At 45.1% G+C, this 20,652-nt stretch carries 15 protein-coding genes; 6 read left to right on the top strand and 9 right to left on the bottom strand.

All coding sequences use genetic code 11. From position 1 onward, the window contains the following. Positions 1-56: 56 nt before the first annotated feature. From AC1DOV_RS00475 to AC1DOV_RS00465, 3 genes are all read right to left on the bottom strand, one after another. Positions 57-1,154 carry a LytTR family transcriptional regulator DNA-binding domain-containing protein gene (locus AC1DOV_RS00475; RefSeq protein ID WP_477548877.1) on the bottom strand — a complete coding sequence of 366 codons (1,098 nt, stop codon included), beginning with the start codon at positions 1,152-1,154 and terminating at the stop codon, positions 57-59. Between the two features lie 215 nt (positions 1,155-1,369). Beyond that, the gene (locus tag AC1DOV_RS00470) at positions 1,370-2,722 is read right to left on the bottom strand and encodes a sensor histidine kinase (RefSeq protein WP_441881204.1); all 1,353 of its coding nucleotides are present in this window, start codon (positions 2,720-2,722) and stop codon (positions 1,370-1,372) included. A 1-nt stretch (position 2,723) separates the two neighbouring features. Beyond that, positions 2,724-3,440 carry a response regulator transcription factor gene (locus AC1DOV_RS00465; protein ID WP_339206184.1) on the bottom strand — a complete coding sequence of 239 codons (717 nt, stop codon included), beginning with the start codon at positions 3,438-3,440 and terminating at the stop codon, positions 2,724-2,726. 155 nt (positions 3,441-3,595) lie between these two features. Between AC1DOV_RS00465 and AC1DOV_RS00460 the strand changes: the two genes are divergently transcribed. Both AC1DOV_RS00460 and AC1DOV_RS00455 read left to right on the top strand, forming a co-directional pair. Next, positions 3,596-4,258 (top strand): hypothetical protein, encoded by a 663-nt coding sequence (locus AC1DOV_RS00460; RefSeq protein ID WP_441881137.1) that lies wholly within the window; start codon positions 3,596-3,598, stop codon positions 4,256-4,258. A gap of 150 nt (positions 4,259-4,408) precedes the next feature. Beyond that, the gene (locus AC1DOV_RS00455) at positions 4,409-6,175 is read left to right on the top strand and encodes a sulfatase family protein (protein WP_477548876.1); all 1,767 of its coding nucleotides are present in this window, start codon (positions 4,409-4,411) and stop codon (positions 6,173-6,175) included. A gap of 9 nt (positions 6,176-6,184) precedes the next feature. Here AC1DOV_RS00455 and AC1DOV_RS00450 read toward each other — a convergent pair whose 3' ends face one another. The 3 genes from AC1DOV_RS00450 to AC1DOV_RS00440 all read right to left on the bottom strand — a co-directional run bounded on the left by AC1DOV_RS00450 (position 6,185) and on the right by AC1DOV_RS00440 (position 13,274). After that, positions 6,185-6,838, bottom strand: a complete 654-nt coding sequence (locus AC1DOV_RS00450; protein ID WP_430055984.1) for a response regulator transcription factor — start codon at positions 6,836-6,838, stop codon at positions 6,185-6,187. Continuing rightward, positions 6,835-11,916: an AAA family ATPase gene (locus AC1DOV_RS00445; protein WP_477548875.1), complete on the bottom strand. Its 5,082-nt coding sequence runs from the start codon at positions 11,914-11,916 to the stop codon at positions 6,835-6,837. The genes AC1DOV_RS00450 and AC1DOV_RS00445 overlap by 4 nt, the downstream gene beginning before the upstream one ends. A 569-nt stretch (positions 11,917-12,485) precedes the next feature. Beyond that, a complete protein-coding gene (locus AC1DOV_RS00440) occupies positions 12,486-13,274 on the bottom strand; it encodes an arylamine N-acetyltransferase family protein (RefSeq protein ID WP_477548874.1) in 789 nt (262 codons plus the stop codon). A gap of 146 nt (positions 13,275-13,420) precedes the next feature. Between AC1DOV_RS00440 and AC1DOV_RS00435 the strand changes: the two genes are divergently transcribed. From AC1DOV_RS00435 to AC1DOV_RS00420, 4 genes are all read left to right on the top strand, one after another. Beyond that, a complete protein-coding gene (locus AC1DOV_RS00435; RefSeq protein ID WP_477548873.1) occupies positions 13,421-14,176 on the top strand; it encodes a class I SAM-dependent methyltransferase in 756 nt (251 codons plus the stop codon). Between the two features lie 465 nt (positions 14,177-14,641). Then, entirely contained in the window at positions 14,642-15,694 is a 1,053-nt protein-coding gene (locus AC1DOV_RS00430; RefSeq protein WP_441881205.1) for an LLM class flavin-dependent oxidoreductase, read from the top strand. Between the two features lie 147 nt (positions 15,695-15,841). After that, entirely contained in the window at positions 15,842-16,519 is a 678-nt protein-coding gene (locus AC1DOV_RS00425) for a Crp/Fnr family transcriptional regulator (RefSeq protein WP_477548872.1), read from the top strand. 75 nt (positions 16,520-16,594) lie between these two features. After that, entirely contained in the window at positions 16,595-16,984 is a 390-nt protein-coding gene (locus AC1DOV_RS00420) for a carboxymuconolactone decarboxylase family protein (protein ID WP_477548871.1), read from the top strand. Between the two features lie 66 nt (positions 16,985-17,050). Here AC1DOV_RS00420 and AC1DOV_RS00415 read toward each other — a convergent pair whose 3' ends face one another. The 3 genes from AC1DOV_RS00415 to AC1DOV_RS00405 all read right to left on the bottom strand — a co-directional run bounded on the left by AC1DOV_RS00415 (position 17,051) and on the right by AC1DOV_RS00405 (position 20,582). Continuing rightward, on the bottom strand, positions 17,051-18,382 hold the full coding sequence (locus AC1DOV_RS00415; RefSeq protein WP_477548870.1) for a family 43 glycosylhydrolase: 1,332 nt from the start codon (positions 18,380-18,382) through the stop codon (positions 17,051-17,053). 207 nt (positions 18,383-18,589) lie between these two features. After that, the gene (locus tag AC1DOV_RS00410; RefSeq protein ID WP_477548869.1) at positions 18,590-19,561 is read right to left on the bottom strand and encodes an N-acetylglucosamine kinase; all 972 of its coding nucleotides are present in this window, start codon (positions 19,559-19,561) and stop codon (positions 18,590-18,592) included. A gap of 28 nt (positions 19,562-19,589) precedes the next feature. After that, a complete protein-coding gene (locus AC1DOV_RS00405; protein WP_441881146.1) occupies positions 19,590-20,582 on the bottom strand; it encodes a LacI family DNA-binding transcriptional regulator in 993 nt (330 codons plus the stop codon). Positions 20,583-20,652: the final 70 nt, after the last annotated feature.

Below are 20,652 nucleotides of genomic sequence, written 5' to 3'. Positions count from 1 at the left end.
GGGCTGAATAGCGCAATAATCACGTGGTTTGGAGCAGCGGTTTCGGTGAATGGCGCTTATTTAAGCCCGATCATTTCCTTTAACTCAGCCATTTTTGTTTTTGACAGCGGTACGTTAGTCTTTAAATGATCATCAAGCACCAAGCTATAGCTATTGCGAGTGAAGGTGATGACTTCCCTTACCTTTTGCAAATTAACGATGTAAGAACGATGGCAACGAAAGAAACCATACGTCTGCAGTCTTTCTTCCAGCTCATTAATTTTGAAGGATGTTGGATACATCTCCCCTTTAATATAGAGATTCGTTTGTCCTTCACTGCTTTCGATATAATCAATTTCCGGAGGATTAAACAATATAATTTTGTCATTCATTCGTGTCGGAATTTTCTCGAATCTGACGTGCTGAACGAGAGGTTCATCATCTTCAAGCTCCTCATCACTTTCTGCATGCGAAGGCAAAGGTTCTTCCTTTTTATCCGCATTTTCTGGAGATATTGATTTTGGTTCTTCTTCTGTATCTTGAACATCAAAAGCTTTGAGTCCCTTCTCATCCAGTCGATAGACCCGGCTCGTCACACTAAGCGCTGTTTCCATATTCCCCGTGAGCACGAGAATCGCTTTGCCGCTCTCTCCGAGTCTATGCACCATCTTATGAAAAACAAGCTTCGTTTCGAGGTCGACATTCTGATCCGGCTCCTCAAAAATGTAAAGAGCAGGATTTTGAAATAATAAGCGTGCAAACTGAACCCGCCTTTTCTCTGACAGGCTCAGCTTCGTTAGGCGCTTATTGGCTTTCAGATCGAGCTTGACGATGCGGACAGCTTCATCGATGGATAGGCTTGAACCGTATAGCAGTTTAAAGAAACTAAAGTTTTCTTTGACCGTCAGCCGTTCATAAGAGCCATCTTGCAACAGCAGAAGACCTATCTGACTAAGAAAACCCTTCCTGTTATTTGCAAATGACAGCTCATTCACTTTAATTTCACCACTGGAAATCGGCAGTTTTCCTGTCAGCATCGCTAATAGCGTATTTCGGACATTCATGCTCGAATAAAGCGCGACCACTTCATGACATGCAATTTCGATATGAAAGGCAGGAAATACGAGTACGTTTTCGGTATATCTCTCTAACTCATTAATGGTAAGAACCGACACATGATCACCTAGCTTATCTATAGTTTAAAAGCCATATTTTTCATTTAACTTGTTTATTATACATGACCTAATCACTGCAATGAATGTAAAAAATCCACAACCAAGTGAGGTTGTGGATTGCGTTTAACGATTTAAATGAAAATATGCTACCCGCTTCTCCTTGTAAAATTTTCAGCAGCTTCGAATGTTTAATATCGAGCATGTCTTACTCCTACTCATGCGGCTATTGGAAATCCAAGAGAAAATATAGCACCGCCGCCCTTGTGGTTATCGGCAGTAATGAGGCCCCCGCATCGTTCCACAATCGCTCGCGATATAGCTAGGCCGAGGCCAGACTCCCCGTCCTTGCCTTTCACAAAACGATGAAATAAATAAGGAAGCAGCTCATCCGGAATGCCGCCGCCATCATCGGACACCGATATTTCTATGCGGCCTTTCTTAGCCGAAGCATGAATATAAATATTTTTGTCCGCATGTCGAATCGCGTTTGTAACAACATTAAGCATCGCCTGAAGAAGCTTGTCTTGGTCTGCTCGTACAATCAGCTGTTCATGCTCATCATAGCTTGGATGCAGAGTAATTCCTTTTTTGACGAGCATAGGGTTTACACGTTCAATCGTCTCAGCGAGCAAATCCTTTAAACACACCAACGAGGACTGATAAATATCCTCCTCGCTGTCCAGCTTCGCTAACAACGTCATTTCGGTCACCAGATTTTTTAGCCTGTCACTTTCGCTTAAAATAATGTCCAAGCCTTTATAAACACCTTCACCTTCAAACACTCCGTCTCTAATGCCTTCCGCATAACCCGCAATGGACATTAAAGGTGATTTCAGCTCATGTGAAGCATTTTGGAAAAACTGCTTTTGCGCACGGTTAAAGCGATTAAGCTCGTCAGCCATTTCAAAAACGACCTGTGCAACAGAACCAAGCTCCCCCCCTGCCTTTACGCGTTTCACCTTGGAAAACTGGCGGCTCTTCACCTTTGTCAATTCTTCCTTTAATTTCATGAGCGGCTTGATTAGCTTTCTCGTGATCAAATGGCTGAGCAGCAGCATGAGCATTCCGCCCAAACCGAATACAAGAAGCAAACGTTTCAGCAGCGCCTGTTCAATTTCTTTGATTTTGCTGACCGGCGTAAAGAGCGTCAAAGTACCCTGCGGAATGGCGTTTACTTCTACAAGAAACCCTTTATCCGTACCATCTACTACCTTACCAACGCTCGTAATGGCTGCTGTCTCCGTGCTCGATGCTTTACCGGCCTGCAAAGATTGCATCGGCAATACCTCTTGCATAATATTTCCTTGGGCATCCGTCACGACGGCTTCAATGGATGGGTTAATTGACAATGCACTGGCAGAAAGAGTCACCCGGCTATCTTTCGCTGATTGGGTCAGCATTTCTGTCTTCATAGTAGCGGACAGCGTTGCGCTTGCCATCTTCAGTTCTTCCTTCTGCGCAACCATAAAGTGATCTAATAACACATAGTGAATTAAGAGCGCTGTGATCGATAGAACAAGCACAAGCGCGATGCCAAATGCGAGATTAATTTGATGAACGAGCTTCATATTAATACACACCCCGATCCGTTCTCATTCGATAGCCATGACCCCATACTGACTCTATTGGTAAATGCTCTATTTTTTTTCGTATTCGTTTAATAAGATGATCGACTGCACGATCGCTGCCGAAATAATCGTCGCCCCAGACGAGTGTGAGCAGATCAGCTCTAGCAAAAGCACGATTCGGCTGCTCAATAAACACCTTGAGCATCGTGAATTCCTTGCTCGTCATGTCCACTTCCTCGCCTTGCCAGAATACACGTCTTTCCTCCAGCATCAATTGAAGCTCACCAAGCTCCAACCGTGACAATGGCGTTGCAGCATTCGCCGTGTTTTCTTCGGCTTGGTTAATTTTATACCAGCGTTGGAGCTGCCGCTTTATGCGTGCCATCAGCTCCCGAGGACTAAATGGCTTAACTAAATAATCGTCGCTCCCAAGCTCTAAGCCTAATATTTTATCAACCTCTGTATCTTTGGCTGAAATCATAATAATGGGCACTTCTGCCTCATTCCGAATTCGCCTGCATAGCTCATAGCCATCCATTCCCGGCAGCATAATATCGAGCACCCACAGATCCGGAGGATTAGTTTGCCACAGCTCCCATGCGTCCTCTGCATTTTCCAAACCGATTGTCTGGTAATTTTCCTTCTGCAAATAAATCTCGACTAAATTACGTATATGAAAGTCATCATCCACAACGGCGATGCGATAATTGCTGTTCACCTTCACTAACCCCCTGAACATTTCTTCTATAAGTATACCAAGCCCACAATCGCAATGGGGTCGTGCCATCGTTTTTCCACAAATACACCAATGTTCTGACACAGCCTTCTTGTAGAGTAAGACGAGTAAGACAAACCCATTAGGAGCGTGAAACCATGAACCATAAGTTGATTATTTCCAGAGTTGTCCTTTCATCTGCTTTATTAATGTCCGCTGTTGCAGGCCCTGCCATCTCGAATGCAGCGTCTAAAGCGCCAGCACCTGAAAAATTCTCAATGCTGCAAAACGTAACAGCAAGCACTTCCATCTCCGCAGATGCAACGACTGGTGTAGCTGTGGTCAACAGCTTTACTAATCCGCTCGACTTAGCCAAAAAGTATGCACCTGACACACTAGCGGACTGGCAGGATACATTAGACCAATATGAGAAAACGATCGGCAGCACGATGAAAAACCTCATTTCATCTGTTGAAGCAATACCAGCAATTTCAGATGGCAAGGAGACGATTTCGATTTCTAAATCGGAGAATGTCGGAACTTTATCAATGAGCACTGCTGCAGTGAAAATCTCAGATTCCACTAAACTAAATATTGCACCAGCTGATGTCGTTCAGCTTGATAAGAATACAGGTACGGCAGTTCAAATGACTGAAGCGACTATTAGCGAAGCCGACAGCGCTGACATGGCGTTTATTAGAGCAGAGATTAAGCTGGCGCAAGCGGTTCAAGCTGAAGATGCTGCTGCTATTAAGCAATCACTGAGCGAGCTTTTTGTACAATACAAACAGCAAATCGCTGAATGGAAAGCAGAGAAGTAAAACCTATAAAAAAGGAAACAAGCTCACCTCCTTGATGAGGTGAGCTTGTTTCTTTTTCGCATATGCTTACGCATCTAACAGTAGAAAATTACTGTTTCTAAGCTTTGCAGCATAATTTAAAGTGAAGTCTTAGCCAAGGATGTGTATGCCATGAAACGTAATCAGCAAGCTTCCCGAAAGCTCGATAAGCCTAATTTTCTTGTGATCCTGGTGGATGAGGAACGTTATCCCCCTGTATATGAGAACGCCGAAATAAAAAAATGGCGCAAAAAAAATCTAATCGCACAGGAGCTGTTGAAAGAAAACTCTATGGAGTTCCATAGGCACTACATCGGGAGCTCCGCATGCTGCCCAAGCCGGGCAACCTTATTTACCGGACATTACCCGTCGCTCCACGGCGTCAGCCAAACGGTTGGAATCGCCAAAGAGTCTTTCGATTCCGATGTGCATTGGCTGGATAAAAACACCGTTCCTACGATGGGCGACTATTTCCGCGAAGCCGGCTATCAGACGCACTACAAAGGGAAATGGCATATAACCAATGCAGATATTATCGTCCCTGGCACCCACAACAGCATACCAAGCTTTAATCCTTTGACAGGCGTACCTGACAGAGAGCGAACCGACTTATATTACCAAGCTAATCGCTTAGATGACTTCGGCTTCTCTGACTGGATTGGTCCGGAGCCAAATGGAAAAAATCCGCGTAATTCCGCCTCCTCTGCAGGTTTTGGAATAAGCGGACGCGATGTGGTTTATGGTGAGGAAACCGTGATGCTGCTTGAAAACCTTGATCGTCAAAAAAGCAATGATAAAAATGCCAAGCCATGGTTAGTCATTGCTTCCTTCGTTAACCCGCACGATATTGTTTTGTACGGTGCGCTCACCGCGCATCTGCCCGCCTTCCGTTTCGAAGTGGAGCCTACGGTACCATCCGTTTCCCCGCCGCCAACGATGAACGAATCGCTGCTTACGAAACCACGCTGCCAAGCAAGCTATCGCGATACTTACCCTAAGGCGCTGCAGCCGATCATCGACAATCCATTTTACCGTCAGCTTTATTACCAGCTGCAAAAAAATGCCGATCAGCAAATGTTAAAAGTATACGAGGCGCTTGCTCGCTCATCATTTTATGACAATACGATCGTTATTTTCACCTCAGACCATGGTGATTTGCTCGGATCTCACGGAAATCTTCATCAAAAATGGTACTGTGCCTATGAAGAGTTTCTGCATGTGCCTTTCCTTATTCATAATAAACATCTTTTTCCGCATAATAAAAATGTGGATACCCTTACAAGCCATGTTGATTTGCTGCCTACTATGCTTGGACTTGCGAATGCGGACATCCATACCGTTCAATGCTGCTTGCAAAAGAGATTCAGCGAAGCCCGCCCTTTTGTTGGGCGCGACCTCACTCCTATCATTTTGGAACAAAAACCGGCGGTAACCGGTGATAGTCCTGTATATTTCATGACCGATGACGACGTGACACGCGGCCAGCACCAAGTAAATCCACTCGGGGAAGCCTATGCATCCGTTGTTCAGCCTAATCATATTGAGTCTGTCCTCATGACGATCATTACCGATGGCAAGAAACAATTGTGGAAATACTCCCGTTACTATGACAACGTGCAATTTTGGAGCCAACCAGGCGTACAAGATGTAACCTTTTTGCAAGCTGATGCTGCGAAAGGTGAACAGTACCCGCTGTGGGCGACACAAGTGAAAACGGAGCCGGCTCCTGAGGAATTTGAGCTGTACAACTTAACCGAAGATCCTCTAGAAAATCGCAATCTTGCGAATCCAGCCTATGCCACGCAGCATACGAAAGAAATTGAAACATGGATGATGGAGCTGCTAAATGAGCAGCGCATGCAAAAACGTCTTGTCCCAGCGGATACGGGCATCACTTAAAGCCATGAATCAAATCAAGCCTTGCAGGCGAATAATCGCCTGTGCGCGATCAACAACTTCCAGTTTGCTATAGAGATTGCTGATGTAGTTGCGTGCTGTACCTTCGGCTATGAACAACGCATCAGCAATTTCTCGATTGTTCAGTCCGCGTATAATAAGCTGTGCCAACTTTTTCTCGCGATCTGTCAGCTGGATGTGGCGCTGGCTCGGATTTTGCCATTGCTCGTGATCTTCTGTAAACCTGTTCATCCTCTCAGCCAGTTTGGCTGCAACCGCGGCTGGAAGAATAAACTGCCCGGATATCGTATCACGAATCGCGGCAATCATTTTATCGATGTCCATATCCTTCAGCATATAGCCGCTTGCCCCATGCGCCATGCCCTCTACAATATAATCCGCGTCTATGAATGTCGTTAAAAACAAAATAAAAATGTTGGGCGAGCTCTGCTTTATTCGTTTTAAAGCGGTGATTCCATCCATAATCGGCATTTGAATGTCCAGCAGCATAAGGTGTGGCTGAAGCGTCTCTGCCATTTCACACGCCTCTTCCCCATTTTTAGCTACGCCAACGATCTCGAAATCATCTTCTAAGTCCAGTATGGTTCGAAGTCCTTCCCGTGTCAGCATCTGATCATCGGCAATTACAATCGTTATCTTATTCATTCCCTCTCTCCATTCAATCGTATCTTGTAGGGCAAATCGATCTTTAACAGACAGCCTTGATTTGGCCATGATTCAATAGAGAGGCTTCCGCCCAGCTGTTCCACTCGCTCTTTCATCGCCTTTAACCCAAATCCGAGCGCAATCTCAGGGGCTCCAATTCCGCAATCCTCAAGCCTGAACTGCAAATAGGTGCCGACGGTTTGCAAACTAAAGCGGAATTCCTTGCTCCCCCCATGCCGGATGCCATTGGTTAAGCCTTCTTGGAGCGCATGATAGATCGCCTTCTTATGCGCTGTCGACAGCTTCGGCAAAGGCTGAATCGCTGCATGAACTTCTACTTCCATATTGCGCTCTGTATCTTGAATGAGCCGATTCAGCATTTGTCCGAGGTCAGCGAACTTGTCCTCCTTCAACATATGGACAGAGCCGCGGATCTCATTCAAGCTATGCCTTGCTAGATCCTGCGCTTCTTTCAGCCGCTGCATGCCGCCCTCCATGTCCTTGTGCAGCAGACGTTTTCCAGCTTCAATCTGAAGGATCGTCGAGGTAAGTGAATGACCGACAATATCATGAATATCATGGGCAATGCGGCTCCGTTCCTCATAAACAGAAGCTTCGGCAAGCGCAGCAGACGTCTCTTGCATCGATCTCTCAAGACTGCGAGTCCGCTCGACGACTTGTGCCTCTAAGTTGTTTTTAAGATATTGTATCCCCGAATAAAGCTTAGCGTTTTCTATGGAAATGGCGCACTGGGAGCCGAGCAGCTTCAGAACATCAAGCCGCTGAGGTGTGAAGACGCTCGTCGTTAGCTTATTCTCCATATAAAGCAAGCAAATCAGCTTATTCTGATGCATGATAGGCAGACATAAAACCGACTTTAATCCATTATTTTTAACATACGGATTTCGGACGAACATCCCTTCATGGGCTGCATCATGTAGGACAACTTCCTCTTTCGTTCGTGCTGCATAGCCAATAATCGCCGCTGAGGCGATTTCCGATTCCTCCGCAAGGGGCACGGTTTCAATGTGAAGCTCCTCTGCTGTTCCATACGCCTCAACAACCCAATTGTCTTCGTGACCAAAAATAAGTACGCCATATTCCGCGCCAGCATTATGAAGCATGATACGCATCAGCGTATCGAGCAAACGATTCATTTCCATTTCGCCCGATAATGCTTGCGCGGACATGACTGCTGAGAGATAATCCACACTTTCAAGGCCCGACTCCCGTCTAATGTGGAGCAGATGCCCATATTTTTGTTCCAGATCAGCCGCTTTCGCAGCCGCCCCCCATTCAATATAAGCTTCATACGCTTCCGTCATATAGATTTTCGCGAGCTGCTGCCTGCCTTGACGAAGGGCGAATTTTGCAAGGCATTCTGCTGCTATTGCAAGATCATGTATATATCCATAAGCACGCGCTGCCTCAATCGACTGCTCAAACAGCTCCTCCGCTTGACGGCTCTTTCGTGTAATCCGCGCCATTTCAGCTTTAATGAGCAAATATTTATGCTTATAGTTTTCTGGGCAACGCGAAGTGAGCAGTTTCATTCTTTTCATATGTTTCTTAATAGTTGTCAAAAATTCTTTTTGCTCCTGTACGGAAACATCCTCATAAAGCTGTGCCAGCACTAACGATTCATAAAAATATTGTACAGTGCTCTCATAGTTATCATTACGCAAAGAAATAATTGCGGCTGCTCTCTTCAAAGCCTCATTTGCTTCCTGATACTGACCAAAAAAATAGCCAGGCAAATAATGAAGCGTGCAAACCAGCTCTTGAATCGTATTAAATTGATCTCCGTGCACCGATCCGGCAAAATCCTCGCTAAAGATATCCGTTTCCATAAATGGATCATTCGGCGCGCGATATCCCGTTAAACGGACAAGGAGAGTAGCAAGCAAAACGGCTTGCTTCCAATGAAGCGTATTATTATGGCGCAAAAAATCGCCTGAATGCGCAATTAACCGGTTATAAATATCACTAAGCGGATGACCATATTGCAGCAGAGTTGCACAATTAATTAATACACTTTGATTGCTGTGCCACAGATCTCCCGATTCCAGTCCAACTTTCCCAGCATGCTCGGTAAAGGTTTTCAGCATCATCGGATCAAATTTGCGCCAGCTGTCGTAACAAAGGGTGAATGAAGTAAGCGTCTTAACATGCAGTATAGGGTACGGCTTCGATAATTCACAGGCGAGCATACCCCATTCGAATGCCTCTTTATAATGCCGAAACTGAAAATTCAGGAACATGGCATAACCGACAAAACCGATTGAAGACTCCGGGGCCATGCCGTAATCCAGTGTCATTTCGACCATGGTAAACGTAGTAGCAAGCCAGCCTTTTTGATTTACAAAAAAACTGGCATTACTCGTATAGACCATCGCGGTCATAGCCGCTTTCCGTACTTCATCTGTCATTGGCGGTAGTTGCTGCAGCGATGCTATCGAATGTTTCTTAATTTTCCTTCTGAGCTTTAACCACTGCACAGTCAATTCGAATGTGTTTGGCTCAAAACGAGGGTGAATATCCAATAGCTCCAACGTTTGACGGCCTAAAGAAAGGACCTCGTCGTAATTGTCATTCGTTGCCTCTAATTGAATTTTCATGGTCCAAACGAGCGCTTTATCTAAATTAGTCTCCGCTTTGCTGATCAACAAATTAAATAAATCATGTGCTTTCGCAAAATGACCGCATAAATATTCCGCTTCGGCGCGTTCTCTGAATATTCGGAAGGCAAGCGAGTAGCTATTTTTCCAACATTCCTCTTCGATAAGGGCAGCAGCATGACGCAAATAGCCTAGTGATGTCTCATATGCGGTCGATTGTTTCGCTTTCAAGGCCGCCTTTAAGTTCAGCTCGGCGAGTTCCAGCTTCTGCTCTAGACGTTCTATTTGTTTCCATGCCTGATTGAAATGATTGACGGCTTCGAATACATTTGCATCTTCAGTGAATGCTACACGGTCCGCAAGCAGCGATCCGATTCTCCAATGCAATGCGGGAAGCTCATCCTCGGATACAAGATGATAGGCAGCCTGCTGAATGCGATCATGCTGAAATTGATAAAATTTTCCGTTTCCGAGCTTAACTGGCTGCAATAATTGTTCACGCTCGGCTTTCTCCAGCACTTCTTCCAGCTCCTGCAAGGGTAGATTCGTAATGGAAACAAGCATATCTACATCAAAGCTGGTGCCAAGAACAGCTGCCCGCCCAAGCACATAAACCATCTGATCCGGGAAAAGCTTCATCTTATCCGATATATAATCAGCCGTATTGGCCGGAACGTTCCTTTCAGCAATTAGCTGCAAATCCCACTGCCAGCGCCTGCTCGATTCATCAAACATAACTTGCTCATCATCAACCAGATCCTGAATAAATTGCTTTAGAAAAAAAGGATTGCCTTCCGTCTTATGGAGCAATACAGCAGCCAGCTCATCGGTTTCAGCAGCTTCGCAGCCCATGGTGTCGCTTAGAAGGCTGGTTAAATCAGCGGCTTCCAAAGCCTCCAGATGAATACGGCTGTTCTTTGTGTTGTGCTCTTCAAAATGATTCTCCAAACGGCTCAGCGGATGCAGTGGCGTGATTTCTCCATCTCGATAAGCCAAGATGACGAGTAAATGATTGATGTCCCTATCCTCTAGTAGATAAACAAGATATTGAAGCGATTCTTCATCGGCCCATTGAAGATCATCAAAGAACAAAACCAACGGGCAGTCCCGGTGAAGGAATAGATGAATAAAACGGCTCAAAATAAGGTGAAAACGGCGCTGCGCTTCCACTGGTGGCAATGAAAGTACCGCTGGCTGCTCTCCAATCAGCAGCTCCAGCTTTGGAACCAATTCAATCAACAGCTGTCCATACCCATTTAGGGCATCTATAATGCGCAGCTTCCAAACCTCTGCCTGCAGCTTGCTCTCCATGAGCATCAGGCTAACCAGTTCATCAATGGCTTGAATCCATACGTCGTAGGGTTTTGCCGTTTGTTGCGGATTGAATTTGCCCGTAACAAAATAAACTTCAAGCGGCATCGATTTTCTAAGCGTTTCATTCACAAAGGACGTTTTTCCTATTCCTCCGTTGCCGCTAACCCAGATAACCTCCGCAGCGCTTAACGACGCTCGCTGCAGTGCATCTTGCAAGCATTGCTGCTCAGAGCGTCTGCCGTAATACTGGCTTGAAGTCCTCCAAAGATCGGAAATATCACGGCTTGCCAGTGCAAAGGCTTCTACTTCTCCTGATAACTGGAATTGATTCAGACATTCTTCCAAGTCCGACTTCAACCCGAATGCACTGATATACCTCGCATCAGGCATCTTCTCCATACACTTGCTTACAATAGCAGATACCATCTCGGGTATAGAGGGATACCTCTTATGCAGAGGTTCAGGCGTGCTGGCAATATGCCGATATATAACATCCATTACATCTTGTGATTCAAAAGGAAGGCTTCCCGACATCCATTCGTATAAGGTGACGCCGAGCGAATAGAAATCAGAGCGGTAATCGGGGATCATTCCCGTTCTGCCCGTCTGTTCTGGAGAGATATAGGACAAAATGAAGTCAGGCCTGCCTGTTGTTAAGGGAAGCGGACTCTTGTTAAGTTCAGTTGAACACATTCGAATATCAATAAGCTTCACTTCATAGGTATCGGGATTAGCGATGAGATGAAAGGGGGTTATTTCATTGAGTATTATTTTTTCACGATGTATTTGCATCAGGCTATCTGCTGCCGATACTGCGATGGCCAGCAACGCTTCATGCATAAAAGGGTTATCGCGCGTGCGCAATACTCGATCTAGCGTACTGCCTCCGATATCCTGCAAAATCAGAACAGGTCTGTCTGCTAACATTTCCAGACTGTACGCTTCTAACGTTCCTCGTCCGCCGAGCTTAACGAGCAACTCATACTCATGCTGAAATGCAGCAACCACGTTTGGTCCTGGATAGATGTCACATGTGGTTTTGGCGATAACCGCAATGTTATCCGCTTGGCGAATCATTCTATATAGGTTTATATCATCATAACTGCCTATTTCATCGATCATTTGATAACCTGATATCTCAATCAAGAAGCCGCACTCCCCAGTTGCTAGATATGGAAAGAATTCATTATTTAAATATAGGTAATTATTAAAGGAAGCCCCGAAGAAATTTAACTTCATTATAGCATTGGCTCTTCTACTATGAATACCGCGTTCGTGCTTGGAATAAAAAAACAGACCATCCGATGGAAAGTCTGCTCGTTACATTCACTTAAACATCCGTTTTCGATGATTGCTCCCAATTTTATACCAATATTTAGTATGTTCATCCTTGAACAGTCGAATGCCTACCAATCGGAAAGGTGTCCAAATCTCTCGAAACATGATATACTCAGCCATTGTTTTCACCTCAAAAATAATTCCTATTATCTATTTACCTTTAGCATTTCTATCATTTACATGATACTAATTACCTATAAACAGTATAATCCAAATTCTCCCTTTTATATAGTGAGAGTTGTCATTTTTTTGTCATATGACAACAATCTGTCAGGATACACTTAAAAAATGGGCTGTCCCAACCGTAGATTAATCTACTTTTGAGACAGCCCATTAGTATGATAGAGATATAAAAGATGATCCAATTGCTTAGCAAGCTATACGGATATGACAATTCCAAAATATTTACGTAATGCTTCCGCATATTCCTCTTGTGTAGAAGGTGTGACTACCTGAACGCCCTCTGCCGTAAATATACGAAACTCTTCGCCTGCGATCGTATTTCTTCCTTCAACTGTCCGAATGGCCGCCATCGGCGTGCTCACAAAAATCGAATCTTGTGCATGCTCGCACCAGTAGGAAGTCATAATGAAATCCTGCGGCAGCTGAGGTTCCTCGGTAAAGGTATAAAGGCGGCTCCATTCCCCCTTCTTCCTTTCCAGCAGCACCCAGCCAAAAAAGGCATCCCGCTCCAGCTGATACGCTTCATCCTTTTGCTCATGGACGACATTTTCAGCCAAAAGAATCGGGTTTCGCGGTGCAATACCGCCTACTCCCACATCGCATAAATACGGCTTTCCTTCAGCTACTACCTGTAAAATATGATGCCTGCGTTTTGGCGGTGTCTGTGTTTCATCACGCCAGAACCGGGCAAAATAGTTCGTTACGTTAAAGCCGAGCTCGGCTAACAACCAACCAAACAGTGCATTCAACTCAAAGCAATAGCCACCGCGATGCTTAGTAACGATTTTATTGAACAGGTCGGGAATTTCCAATGATAGCGGAACCCGATTTATAATATCTAAGTTTTCGTAGGGAACAGTATGTACATGGCAGTTCTGGAGCTCCGTGAGTGTTGCCAAACTGTTGTCGATCGGGCCGTTATAACCTATACGTTCAAGATACGCCAATACTTCAGGTTTCCATTGCTTGTGGTCAACTACCATTTTATCTACCCCTCGCTGTTCGTAGACTTGTTATTTATTTCATCATATCTTCCTGCATCGACTAATGGCAAGACAAGCGCTACAATTAAAGAAAATCAGTAAAATTATTGTATTCAAAATAAATCATATACAGGAGGCTATTTATTTTGGGGACAAAAGATAACTTTACAGGCAAAGCCACGATTTACTCCGAATACCGTTCCAATTATCCAATGACTTATATTAACTACCTTATTCAGAGCAATAACCTATCACCGGATCATACTGTAGCTGATATTGGTTCCGGCACTGGAATACTTACGAAGCAGCTGCTGGATCAAGATTTAAAGGTCATTGCCATTGAACCTAATGAGGATATGAGATCCACTGCAGAAAAAGAATTAAATCATTATGCTAAGTTTACCTCTATAAATGGCGCTGCTGAGCATACGCCGCTGCAAGGCCAAAGTATTGATTTAATTACGGTTGCCCAAGCCTTTCATTGGTTTGACAAGGAGCAGTTTAAGCTGGAGTGCCAACGAATACTAAAACCAGATGCTAACGTTGCCTTAGTGTGGAATAGCAGAGATGCTTCAAGCGAGCTCGTTATTGAAAACGCAGCGATCTGCCAAAAGTATTGCCCTGCATTTAAAGGATTTAGCGGCGGTATCGATAAGACTCCTGACGTGTATGAGCAGTTTTTCCGCAACGGCAGCTATGAATTTAAAGTATTTGAATACCATTTGGAGTTTGATTTAGACCGTTTTATTGGACGTAATTTATCCGGCTCCTATGCGCCAAAAGAGACTGACGAACAGTATGAAGCATTTATTCATTCCCTCTCCGAGCTGTATGCAAAATACAGCAAAAACGATGTGCTTATCATGCCGAATCTGACACGCAGCTATATGGGTAACGTCTAATTCGAGTAATAACGTACTGCTATATAGCTGAAAGGGCTGTCCCAAAAGTAGAAATCTACATTTGGAACAGCCCTTGTTTTATTTATGGAGGCTTAGACAAAACAAATAACTAAGTGAATCACGCTGCCTACAAGGTGCTCCTTTGTTGGAATGGTTACTAAACATATCGCTAACGAACCCAGCAGCTCTTATTTAAGCCATTTGGAATGATTTGAATTTGTAACGAACTCCAGCGTCGCTATTTTGAGAAAAACAGCTCCTAACCCCTCATACAGCATGCCATAACGTTAATCAGGTTCGTTAAAATTTAAAAGATGCCGTTTTCTGCCTAATAAGCATATTACGATTCGTTAGAGAAGTAATCAACCGAAATTATCTGCTTACTAAATTTGAGAAACCATAAAAAATTGAGTAAACTATAGGTAATAAAGGAGGCGTATGCTTATGGCCGATTTGGCAGCAAACATGGAAATTGGAATTAGTACTTTTTTGGAAACAACACCGGACCCGGTGACAGGAGTAATCATGAGCCATGCTGAACGTCTGCGCAACGCGGTTGAGGAGATTGTGCTCGCAGATCAAGTTGGACTAGATGTTTATGGTATTGGAGAGCATCACCGTGCTGATTACGCTGGTACTGCGCCTGCGGTTGTACTGGCAGCAGCAGCTCCTATGACCAAAAATATTAGACTCACCAGCGCCGTTACCGTTCTGTCCTCAGACGACCCGGTTCGTGTATTTCAACAGTTTTCCACACTCGATGGCCTCTCGAACGGCAGAGCCGAAATTATGGCAGGGCGGGGATCATTTATTGAATCCTTCCCGCTATTTGGGTACAGCTTAGAAGATTATGATGAATTGTTTGAAGAGAAGCTAGAGCTGCTTCTTGCTATTAGAGATTCTGAAAAGGTTAATTGGCGCGGTGGACATCGTCCTGCTATTCATAATCTACCTGTATACCCGCGGCCAGTTCAGAGCCCGCTTCCCGTTTGGATCGCAAGCGGCGGCAACGCACAATCTGCGATTCGCGCAGGTCTGCTCGGCCTTCCTATCGCCTTCGCTATTATTGGCGGAATGCCTGAAAATTTTGCGCCGCTGGTCGATCTTTACAAAGAAGCAGCTGCAAAAGCTGGCCATGATCCTAGCAAGCTGCAAATCGCCACACATTCCCACGGTTTTGTTGGCGAAACAACGGAGCAAGCAGCCGATTTATTTTTCCCGCCAACTCAGGCCCAGATGAATGTCATTGGTCGTGAACGCGGCTGGGGGCAGCATTACAGTCGTGCAGCTTATGACTCTGCCCGCAGCCTTCGAGGCGCTCTATATGTGGGTGATTCTGAATATGTTGCAGAGAAGATTCTTTTGCTGCGCAAAAATCTAGGCGTTACTCGGTTCTTCCTGCATGTGAATGTAGGTACGATGCCGCACCGCGAGGTACTTCGAGCTATTGAACTGCTCGGCACCAAGGTCGCCCCAATTGTACGCAAGGAGCTTGCAAGAAGCGAAGGAAAGCAATAAAGAAGATAGCCATTATCAAAAAATTGAAGTGTGCGGGCCTGAGATGGCCCGTGCACTTCTTTTTTAGGTTGGGTAAATCTTCTAATAAAAGGAAAAATGAAAAAGACAGAGAAATAGTACACAATCCGTCACTTAAGGAGCTTGTGTATGAATCATCTTTCTCGCAAACAAATACAGCAAATTCAGCATATGTTTCCCTCATTCGCCCATCTTCCTGCTGAGAGCTGGGAAGCTGCACAGCTATTATCCATTAATCCGGCTACCTCGCATTCCATTCGCGAAGGCCATATTTTGCAGCATGCTATGTTTATTGTCAGCGGTCAAATTCGAGTGTTTAAGCTAAGTCAAACAGGCAGAGAAATTACTTTATACCGAGTGCATAGCGGTCAGTGCTGCGTCCTTATGATGGCAAGCATATTGGGTGAGACTGAATACGAAGCATCGGTAGCCATAGAGGAGGAAACGGACGTGTTGCTGCTGCCCGTTTCCGTATTTCGAGACTGGATGAACACAATCAAACCCATTCGGCAATATATTTATAAACAATTTATTGATCGAATGACGAATGTGACAAAGCTGCTGGAAAATGTCGCTTTCCAGCCTCTATCTTATCGCATTGCGGACTATTTAATTTCGGAATCTGTGAAGGGAGATTGCTTGCGGCTTACTCATGAACAACTAGCTATAGAAATTGGGACATCACGCGAGGTCATTACCCGTATTTTAAAAAGCTTTGCGGAGCAAGGAGCGATTGCATTAAGCAGAGGAAAGATCACCATATTGGATCGCGCCATCTTAAACCGTATAATAGAACAGCATTTGTGACAATGTCACTGAGATTTGAATCGCTCTCCCCTACAATTAATAAGGAATCAATCTTATTTAACGGGAGGGTACAGGATGACCCATTATTACGATCGTACGAATTTAAGCCGGATTCCAGAGCTGATTAAGCTCGTTCCGCAGGCTGCAGGTTCCTTTTTAGCTTTTGAAAAAGACGTTTATTATGCTTCTGATGCCATACCTGCAAAAATGAAAGAGCTCATTGCTGTAGCCGTTGCTCATGTGACCGGTTGCCCCTATTGCATTGATGTGCATGTGAAGAAATGCAAGGAGCTAGGAGGCACGCGAGAGGAAATAGTAGAGGCCGTTTTGGTTGCAGCATCCACAAGAGCAGGCGCCATTCTCAGCCATGCGACCCATGCCTTAATCTCATTTGAAGAAGCCGATGACAAACGATCACGCAAGGAAGCAGAACAATCATCCTCAGCGTCGGACTGTTTCTGTTAAGTTTATTTCTTCAAAATAAAAAGCAGCAGCCCCCATTTCTTATCGTGGGGGCTGCGTCATATTCTATTAATCCAGAAACGGGCTAACCGTTATGCTTTCGACACTAATCTCACCATTTCCGCCTGTGAGCCTAATGATATTATCATCACCTGGCTCTAGCTGAACGGTAATACTAGCAAGACCGCTATAGTCCAGCAGACTTCCTGTCGACAGTGCATTAAGCAAGGAATAATCATGACCATTCACGGTCAGGTTTAGTTTGGCGAGTCGCTCTGCTGTTGCATAACGAATATGAATGGCCGCTCTTCCGCCTTTTTCTCCGTCGATAGGTTGAAACTCACAATAAGAGCCCGCAATATCTAAGCGATTAACGACACTTTCTCCTTGCTCATTTGTTTCAACAACCGCTCCTCCGTCCACACGGCTGGCAGAGTAGGTTTTCTGATTTGTGTTAGGAGCCGGAGCATCACCTACAGGCTTGACGCCTTCTTTGGTTTGAACGACGGTCTGGATCGTTCCATCTTCATTAAAATACAAATAATCAATACACATGCTTCTTAAATTGCCTTGGCCCGAAATTTCCTGATTGTGATAAAACAAATACCACTGCCCCTTAAACTCCGCCACAGAACCGTGAGTAGTTGAGCAGCCAGTCGGCTCTAGAAAAACACCTCTATATGTCCATGGTCCAAGCGGATGTTTGCTGGTAGCATATCTCATGCGATTGTTTCCATCTAAATTATCGGCGTAGGTCAGATAGTAGAGGTCAGCCCTTTTGAAAACCCAAGCCGCTTCATGAAAATCCTCAAGTCCTTCCATCTCGCGCATTTCACCGTTAATGGACATCATATCGTCGTTCAGCTCGCCGCCTTCGCATCTGCTGCCCCCGCCGTAATACATATAAGCACGTCCATCATCATCAACGAGCACGCACGGATCAATGAGTGCAAATCCGCCCAGTCCCGAGATATAACCTCGATCCTTAAAACCGCTTCCTGGTTTTTGACTGGTTGCCACACCGATTTTCCATGTATCATTCCAATTTGACCCGCTGGGATGAGGGTAATAGAAATAATAGGTTCCGTTTCTGAAGGCGCAATCGGGCGCCCACATGAAGCCGCCTTCCGGCCTGCCCCATGCTACATCGTCCGAACGAAGAATTTCACCCTCATCCAACCAGTTCACCATATCGGAAGAGGAGTACACATGGTATCGATCCATTAAATCACAGCCTCTTGCCGGATCCATATCATGTGAAGCATAAATATAAACCTTGCCGTCCTCCCAAACATGAGCAGAAGGGTCAGCCGTATATATTGTAGTTATTATCGGATTTTGAGATGTTAGCTTCACACGTTCATGTTCTACTGGAATACCTTCATTTTTTATCATGTTCATCTATTCCTCGCTCTCCAGCCTGTATTTTATAAACTTAATCAAATGATTAGCTTACTCCAGCATAACTCGACTTACCTATACGTCACCATGAGACGATATTAAACAATCTAGTCGATTTGAATAGCATCTTCATATGCCACGTTCATTACATTTGTTTTAAAAAGCCAAATAAAAAAAGAGCACCATCAACGGTGCCCTCCAAAAAAATCAATAACTATATTCCGACACGGATCTTAAACGGTCGTATACTTCCCGCGGCAGCGTATTCCCTTCAGCTTCAAAAGCAAGCCATACCGCTCCGACAACCGGCTCAATCTCAAGCTTAACTAATGATGCATCTGGAGCACAGCTTTTGACAGCTTGTTCGATATACGGGTGAATAAAACTTGCCTCTCCCCTAGTGAGTACGCTGCCAGCAAGGACAACATCGAACTTGTCCGCCTCCATCCTCAGACGTTGAATGACAGCCCGCGCCGACTTGCCCAGCTCCTCCCCCTGCACTCGCAAAATCGTTAATGCAACCTCATCTCCCTGTTCTGCTGCTTGAAACAGCAGCTTCACCGTTCTAAGCGGAGGTGTTTTATCGTGATTCAAATAATCATTGAACATGCTCTCCACACTGTCGTAGCCTTGGTCCTGCAGCAGAAGGTTCGTCAATATAGTCGGCCGCTCGCGCCCATCCCAAGCCCGGATAACTGAGCGGAAAGCTTCAATGCCTAAGTCGCTGCCACCGCCGAAATCTCCGTAAGCATAAGAGAAGCCTCCGCACTGATAAAACTCATTCCGAGAGTTGACGCCCGCGCTGTTCGTTCCGGCACCACAAATCAGTACAACGCCATACGGCTGATCCGTTCCCGCTCGAAGAGCTATCGCTGTATCGCAATTCACTTCATGCTTCGCAAATCCCAGCTCAGCGATCATGGGTCTCAATATTTCATAATCCGCTTCCCTGTCAGCACCAGCCAATCCAAAATAAGCGAACTGAATGTCACTGCGTACTACATTTGCTTCGCGTAATGCCATTTCAACCGATTCGCGTATGTTGCGTTTGGCCGCCTCATAATCAACCTGATGATTGCCGTTCCCGCTATTCCCTTTTCCTACAATTCTGCCCGACTCATCTGTAATTAGCGTGTACGTCTTGCTGCCGCCGCCATCTACACCCAAGTAATATTTCAACGGATACACTCCCTTGATTTCATGTTTGTTATTGCCTCAAAGAAGTTGTCTCCCGAATAACTAGCTCTGGGCTCAATTGAACAGTGACATTTCTTTTGGCTGCACCGCTTATGCTCTTCAGCAGCAGTTCAACCCCCATCCTACCAATTTGCGCGGCCGGCTGGCGCATCGTCGTCAGCTTCGGGTGAAACTCCGTGGCAAGAATCTGATCATCAAATCCAATGATCGAAATTTGCTGAGGTATTCGAATTCCTTCAATTATAAAAGCATTCATAGCGCCGAGCGCCATATTATCATCGGACGCGAATACCGCAGTCGGCAGTCTGCCAGCGTCCATCCAGCCCCGAGCAATTCGATAACCCGTAGATATTTCAAAATCTCCGCGCTCCACACAGAAGGGTGTTATGCCCGCTTCTTCCAATGCGGCATGGTATCCTCGTTCACGCTCTCGACTGCTCAGAAACAGCTCTGGACCACTAATATGCGCGATATCCCTGTGCCCCAAATCGATTAAATGTTTGGTTGCTTCATATCCACCATAAAAATTGTCTACGATGACAGAGGTAGCAGGCGAATTCATCTGCTGATTATCGAGCATGACAAATGGAATTCGGTTTCTCTTAAGCTCTAGTACGTATTCATCCTCACGTATGGGTGACAATAAGATGACGCCATCGACACGTCCTTCCTGAAATAATGATCGATGGATGTGATCGTCCTCTTCTGTTGAAATCGATAATGCAAGAAAATAGCCATTTTCCGCAAGCCGATCATTAACCTCCTTCACGACCGCATCGAGAAACGAGTCATGCAAAGTTGTTAACGCTAGTCCGATTATGCCTGTTTTTCCTCGAGCAAGACTCCTTGCAGACGCATTAGGGTGATAATCAAGCTCCTTCATAGCCTGAAGAACCCGCTCCCGGTTGCTCTTTCTGACACTTGGCAAATTGTTTAATACCCTTGATACCGTCACAATGGATAATCCTGATTTTTTGGCAACGTCCACAATGCTTACCTTCATAAGAACGCCTTCCTCAGACTAGTAGTATAAAATGGAGGGGAGCAGCCTCAATCGCCCCTCCCCTTAACCC

It is taken from the genome of Paenibacillus sp. 01T47 (assembly GCF_056398245.1).
Note: the sequence above shows the minus strand (reverse complement) of the source record. Positions and strands in the feature narration are given on the sequence as shown.